Below are 6619 nucleotides of genomic sequence, written 5' to 3' on the forward strand. Positions count from 1 at the left end.
TTATTTTGGTGATAACTGTTAATCTTCTGAAATAAGCCCTGATAAAAATGCTTGCAAATTGTCATTGAGCTTTTGCAAGTAATAACCGCCCTCGACTAAAACAATCAGTGGTTTGTTTAGCGCTTTCATCTTTTGTGCCAATATTTTAAATCCTTGCGTACTCACCGCACATCTCGCTTCTGGGTCGTTCTCATAAACATCAAAACCTAAGACATGAACGATGACATCAGGGTCAAATAGCGTCATCGCTTCGATAGATTTATCAACATACTCAAAAAACCCAGCTTCATCGGTGCCGTGCGACATTGGAAAGTTAACGTTATAGCCTTCACCCACGCCTGTGCCCCTTTCAAACGCATGCCCTGTCACTGCGGGATAAAAGTTAACGGGGTCACCGTGAACCGAGGTATAAAGCACATCGCTGCGATCATAAAATATTTCTTGGATACCCTGTCCGTGATGCATGTCGGTGTCTATGATGGCGATTTTTGCATATTTTTGCCGCAGATGTTCAGCGATGATGGCTGCATTATTTAGATAGCAAAATCCGCCAGCGGCGCTCTTGCGAGCATGATGACCAGGAGGCCGTGAGAAGCAAAGCTGTATATAACTTTCGGCACGCTCGGTATCTGATAAACCATCGTTCAGCAATGCTTCAGCCGCATTGAGTGCAGTCTGCGCAGACCAATAAATAGATGTCCAAGAATGCTCGCTGATAGGCGCGCTATCATCCGCTTGATACTTTGCTGCTTTTGCCATGATACCGATACCGGGATTGTCATACGGTACAAAGATCCCTGTTTGAACCTGCGCGCCTAGATCTTCTTCAATTGCCATCCAGTCATCATAGCCATGCTTGAGAAAATCCACATAACCAAAATCGTGAACCGCTAATATAGGCCCAATGCCAATATCGGTAGCTGTCGTCACCTCTAACCCTAACGCTGCTGGTGCTTTTAAAAACTCAACCATACGCTCTGGTACTTCTAACGGCTCATGCATCTTTCCATAAGAGAAATAAGGTAATGGTCTATGTAGACTTAGATTTTCATGGCTATATATCTTCATGCTTAACATTCCTTTGTTTAACATTTTTTCCAATGGCGCTTTTTTTGATGCCTAACTAAACAATCCCATCGGCTTTAAGCTTGGCGATCATCTCAATGTCATAACCCAAATCAGCAAGCGTGCTATCAGTATGCTCGCTCAACTTCGGTGGCGGTGTACGATAAGTAACGGGTGATGCAGATAACTTGATAGGATTGCCAAGTGCTCTTACCGGACTACCTTGCTCAGTGAAATTAACGACCATCTCGCGTGCCAGTGCTTGCGGCATGGCCAATGCTTCAGCGACATTATGAATCGCTCCGCACGGGATACCTGCTTGATCTAAAACCTCCAACCAATAAGTACGTGGTTGCTCGGCAAACTTCTTGCTCAGCTCATCACACAGCAGCTCGCGGTTGGCAACACGGTTAGGATTGGTCGTAAAGCGATCATCGGTATGCCAATTAACTGCAAGCACATCGCGAAGTTTGGCAAACTGACTGTCATTACCACAGGCTAAGATAAAGTGCTGCTCGCCCTGACCTGCGAATACTTGATAAGGAACGATATTGGGATGCTGATTGCCCAGTCTGGGCGGCACTTTGCCTGATGCCAAATGGTTCATACCCACATTGGCCAGCATCGCAAGCGCACTATCTAAAAGCGCAACGTCTACCTGTTGACCTAACTCCGTAGTCTCACGAGCAATCAAGGCCGCTTGAATGCCAATCGTCAGCTGCAAGCCTGCAAACAAATCGACCACTGCCACGCCGACTTTATGCGGTTCGCCATCACTAGGACCTGTGATACTCATCAGCCCTGACAACCCTTGGATAATATAATCATAACCAGGGCGCGCGGCATCTGGCCCTGTCTGACCAAACCCTGTCAATGAAGCATAAATCAGGCGCGGATTGTGTTGTTTTAGACTGTCATAATCCAAGCCGTATTTTTTTAGACCGCCCACTTTGAAGTTCTCTACCAAGATATCACTATCAGCGGCCAGTTTCTTAATGATGGCCTGCCCTGCATCAGTAGTGATATCGACCGTGAGTGACTTTTTATTACGGTTAATCGTCGCATAATAAGCAGACGTATCATCGCTAAATGTTGGCGGTGCCCAGTGGCGAGTTTCATCGCCAATATGTGGACGCTCAATCTTGATAACTTCGGCACCAAGATCAGCAAGCACTTGTGTACAAGAAGGCCCTGCCAGCACTCTCGATAAATCGAGCACCTTGATGCCGTGCAATGCGCCTTTTGCCAATTCATTGCTGTTATCGCTATTGCTATCGACAGTCATAATAATCCCTTATTGTGTGGCGTATTTTTGATAATAAAATTGTTATTCATGATGTAATTTTTCAGTAGTTAAATCATGAAGAACAACTGAAGAACGTACGCTATTGCTAATGCTCTTTTAACAAGAAGCCAAGCAGCAACGTACGTCGTAGAATACAATTGTATGAGCTAAAAGTACTTAAAAGAACGCTTGAATACCAGTCTGCGCACGACCTAAGATGAGCGCATGAATATCGTGCGTACCTTCATAGGTATTAACCGCTTCTAGGTTCATCACATGACGGATAATGTGGAACTCATCAGAGATACCGTTACCGCCATGCATATCACGAGCAATACGCGCGATATCGAGCGCCTTACCGCAGTTATTACGCTTAATCAGTGAAATCATCTCAGGCGCCGCATTGTCTTCATCCATCAGACGACCGACACGTAGCGCCGCTTGTAAACCCAAGGTAATTTCTGTCTGCATATTGGCAAGTTTCAACTGTACAAGCTGCGTTGCGGCGAGCGGACGACCAAATTGCTTACGGTCTAGCGTGTACTGGCGTGCTGCTTTCCAGCAGAATTCAGCTGCGCCCATCGCACCCCATGCGATACCATAACGGGCTTTATTTAAACAGCCAAACGGTCCTTTTAGACCACGGATGTCTGGGAAAGCATTGGCCTCAGGGACAAATACCTTGTCCATAACGATTTCACCCGTGACTGAAGCACGTAATGAAAATTTACCTTCAATTTTCGGCGCTGATAAACCCTTCATACCTTTATCTAAGATAAAACCACGAATTTCACCAGCATCATCTTTTGCCCAAACCACAAATACATCAGCGATAGGACTGTTGGTAATCCACATCTTATTACCCGTCAGCTCATAACCGCCATCAACCGCTCGTGCACGAGTCGACATTGAGGCTGGATCTGACCCTGAATCTGGCTCAGTCAGACCGAAGCAGCCGATATACTCGCCAGTAGCAAGCTTAGGCAGATATCTCTCTCTTTGCTCTTCGGTACCGTACGCCCAAATAGGATGCATAACCAAACTTGACTGCACACTCATCGCTGAACGATAACCCGAGTCAACTGCTTCCACTTCCTTGGCAATCAGACCGTAAGCAACACTAGATAAACCGGCACAGCCATAACCTTCAATCGTGACACCAAGCAGACCCATTTCACCCATTTGACGCATGATATTACGGTCAAAATTCTCGTTACGATTGGCTTCAACAATGCCAGGCATCAGCTCGTTTTGAAAAAACTGGCGGGCGCTGTCCGTGACCATGCGCTCTTCATCAGTCAACTGGTCGCGTAATAAAAACGGATCTTCCCAATCGAAACTTGGACGCGTAGATGTTGCCATGTGGATCTCCTTGATATCAGTCATCCTGACCGACGATTAGTAATTAATGAATAAATTAACTTAATAGTTTATTGACTTACTAATTCCGCTGTGCGAAACTTAGTTTCATAATTTAAATTCATTAAAACAAAGTTTCGGGTCGCTGTAAACCTTTATCCAAAAAAATGAGCATAAAATGACAAAAAACATATCGGCAGCTCCGCCACTACTCGATCGAATGACCACCATTCTTGAGCAAAGTAAGGACGATAATGACCGGCAGTTCGTTACAGCACTGGGTCGCGGGCTATCTTTACTCGCAGCATTTGAACATAATGATCGGCTTACCCATCAGCAGCTATGTCAGATGACCGATCTGCCAAAAGCGACCATTACTCGCTTTATCCATACCTTAACCACGCTTGGATTTTTACGTGTCACTGAGCACGGACAGTATCAATTGGGTAGTAGCGCTGTACGTCTAAGTGCGACCGCGTGGAGTCGCCACGATATGGTCGCAGCGGCTGAACCTTTACTGCGACAGTTTGCTAGTGAGAATGAAGTATCAGTGAATTTGGCAACCGAAGTCGAAGGAGAGATGCGCTATCACGCTTGTTGTCGTAGCCCTGCTCGTCTATCGGTCAATTTACAGGTTGGATCCGCTGTACCTGTCGCACGTACTGCTATTGGACGCGCTTTTTATGCGGCTAGCTCGCCAGCGAGACAGGCTGTCATCATGAGTAATCTACAAGAACAGTTATCTAACGAAGATTATAACCATGCACAAATTGCCCTAGCCAGCGCGACAGAGCATTATAAAAAATACGGCTATACGGTGTCTGATGGGGATTTTTCTACTGACATATTAGCGGTCGCCATTGGCTTGTTTGATGTCGCGACTGGACAATACACCTACTCGCTCAATGCCAGTGTGCCGAGTGCCAACTGGCAGGCAGATGAATATGCGGCGACGATTGTGCCAAAATTGCAGGCGTTGGCTGAGCGGATTGGTGGTGGGGTTTAAAAGAGAACAAATGATAAATCTATAGTACAAGCATCTTGGCTTAGTCGATGGGTTTTGTCTTATGAAAGATGCTTTATTTTAGCTCATCAAACTTCAAACCAAACTTCAGCAGATACTTCCGCAATCTATCGCTATCGTTTGGGCTTTTTAGCTTATCGCGTGAGTTGGCGTACAGATAGCGGCCAGCCGCCGCTTGGTTTTTATGATTGATACACACCTCAATCACATACGCCAGTTGCACCGCATCAAACGGATCGATAGTTGTCAGCATGTCTTCATCGAGATATTGGCGTAAAATATGATGGCTACCCTGCTCAATGGTGTCACTATTTAAACTAGTATCGGGGCTGTTTTTGCTTAGGCTATTTTTAATCCTAACATTACCGCCATTTAAGCTATTCGATCCATTCAAGCTGTCAGGCAATTCCCAAAGATGAGCTAACCTCTCAATCTCCGCTTGCACATCATCATTGCGAATCACTTTACTCTCAGCAAGTGTAGTCAAACGAATCATACTGGCAGTCAAATCACGAAAGTTCCCCTGCCATGTTGCATCCGCACTCATCGCAAAAGATTCATACAGCTGCCTTGCCTCTGGGGTAAATCGATACTGCTGCTGTTGCTCGCTACCCAAGCGCGCCAGTTCATAATCGATATTGGCAGGTAAATCTTCCAACCTGTCTTTGAGTGATGGCAAAAAGAATGTCCATGTATTAAGACGCGCAAACAAATCCGCCCGAAACTCGCCATTTGCGACCGCTTGGCGCAAGTCTTTATTGGTGCCTGCCATCAGCTGAAACGACACGCTAATCGGCGTATCACTGCCAAGTGGATAAAAGCGCTGCTCCTCCAATGCAGTCAATAGCATCGCTTGCTCATCGAGCCCCAACTCACCGATTTCATCTAAGAACAATAACCCACCATCGGCTGATTTTAGCAGCCCATCTCGACTCGTCGCAGCGCCCGTAAATGCTCCTTTGACATGACCGAATAACACACTCATGGCGGTGTCACCACGCAGCGTCGCGCAGTTTACCTCGACGAATTGTTCAAGCGTGTTTTTACCTTGCGTACTGCTGGCTTTGTCTTTTTTAAGCGCGTAAATTTGGCCTGCCAGTTGCGACTTGCCCGCTCCTGTTGCGCCCATCAGTAGTATGGGTGCAGTTGATCGGGTGGCGACTTTTTCGATATCGGAGATGAGCTTTTGATAAGTAGCATTTTGGGTGACTAGATTGGCTTGCAAGGTTTGCCAATGCTGCTGTTTTTCTGCTTCAAAGCGTTCACGTAATCCATCATAGCGCGAGACGTCCAAATCAATCACTTGATAGCGACCTTGCGGATCAGCTTGGTCAGGTCTTGGGCAAGGCGAGGTCTGAATCAAATCAGCTGGTATAAAGCCTGCTTCTACCAACAAGAACCAACAAATCTGCGCCACGTGCGTACCTGTGGTCAGATGCAGCAAGTAATCGGTACTGTCCTTAAAATCAAATCCTGCGGCAAAGTCATACAGCTCAGCATAAACATCGGCAAAATCCCACGGACTGGTCAACGCCACATGATGACCAATAACTTGTGTCTGCGGACTGACCTGTGCCATGTCATCTTTGATAATTTTAAACAGCCGTTTATCATGCTTGCTATACAAGATATGCAGCTCATCGACCAGTAGCTCGTCATGCAGACCCAAACTGACGGTTGGTCGCCAACGTTGCCAACGCTTGTCATTAAAGCCATTGTCTAAAGTAGTGCCGAGGAAGCCGATGACGGCAGTTTTGTTAGACATAAGGTTCAATCATCCAAAATATTGGTGCGTGTACGAAAATTTAGTATGAGCGTTATAAGATAAAAATATCAATATATAGAATAATTACTATACTAATATAATATTTTATAAATAAATTTTT

General features: G+C 45.8%; 5 protein-coding genes. 1 reads left to right on the forward strand and 4 read right to left on the reverse strand.

Going from position 1 to position 6619, the window contains the following annotated elements; genetic code table 11:
* Nucleotides 1-18: 18 nt before the first annotated feature.
* The 3 genes from INT03_RS10900 to INT03_RS10910 form a co-directional block, all read right to left on the reverse strand.
* On the reverse strand, nt 19-1068 hold the full coding sequence (locus INT03_RS10900) for a histone deacetylase family protein (protein WP_193008962.1): 1050 nt from the start codon (nt 1066-1068) through the stop codon (nt 19-21).
* 55 nt (nt 1069-1123) lie between these two features.
* Nucleotides 1124-2350 carry a CaiB/BaiF CoA transferase family protein gene (locus INT03_RS10905; protein WP_193008963.1) on the reverse strand — a complete coding sequence of 409 codons (1227 nt, stop codon included), beginning with the start codon at nt 2348-2350 and terminating at the stop codon, nt 1124-1126.
* A 177-nt stretch (nt 2351-2527) separates the two neighbouring features.
* Complete coding sequence (locus tag INT03_RS10910; RefSeq protein ID WP_193008964.1) at nt 2528-3712, reverse strand: acyl-CoA dehydrogenase; 1185 nt, start codon at nt 3710-3712, stop codon at nt 2528-2530.
* Between the two features lie 175 nt (nt 3713-3887).
* Here INT03_RS10910 and INT03_RS10915 point away from each other — a divergent pair, with 175 nt between their 5' ends.
* Nucleotides 3888-4715: an IclR family transcriptional regulator gene (locus INT03_RS10915; protein WP_193008965.1), complete on the forward strand. Its 828-nt coding sequence runs from the start codon at nt 3888-3890 to the stop codon at nt 4713-4715.
* Nucleotides 4716-4788: 73 nt separating this feature from the next.
* Here INT03_RS10915 and rtcR read toward each other — a convergent pair whose 3' ends face one another.
* Entirely contained in the window at nt 4789-6498 is a 1710-nt protein-coding gene (gene rtcR, locus INT03_RS10920; protein ID WP_193008966.1) for an RNA repair transcriptional activator RtcR, read from the reverse strand.
* Between the last annotated feature and the right edge of the window lie 121 nt (nt 6499-6619).

The organism is Psychrobacter sp. PG1, from assembly GCF_014897815.1.
Classification (GTDB): Bacteria; Pseudomonadota; Gammaproteobacteria; order Pseudomonadales; family Moraxellaceae; genus Psychrobacter.

Coding starts and splice junctions, on each gene's coding strand:
- INT03_RS10900 (WP_193008962.1), bottom strand. CDS start 1,068: ATGAAGATATATAGCCATGAAAATCTAAGTCTACATAGACCATTACCT.
- INT03_RS10905 (WP_193008963.1), bottom strand. CDS start 2,350: ATGACTGTCGATAGCAATAGCGATAACAGCAATGAATTGGCAAAAGGC.
- INT03_RS10910 (WP_193008964.1), bottom strand. CDS start 3,712: ATGGCAACATCTACGCGTCCAAGTTTCGATTGGGAAGATCCGTTTTTA.
- INT03_RS10915 (WP_193008965.1), top strand. CDS start 3,888: ATGACAAAAAACATATCGGCAGCTCCGCCACTACTCGATCGAATGACC.
- rtcR (WP_193008966.1), bottom strand. CDS start 6,498: ATGTCTAACAAAACTGCCGTCATCGGCTTCCTCGGCACTACTTTAGAC.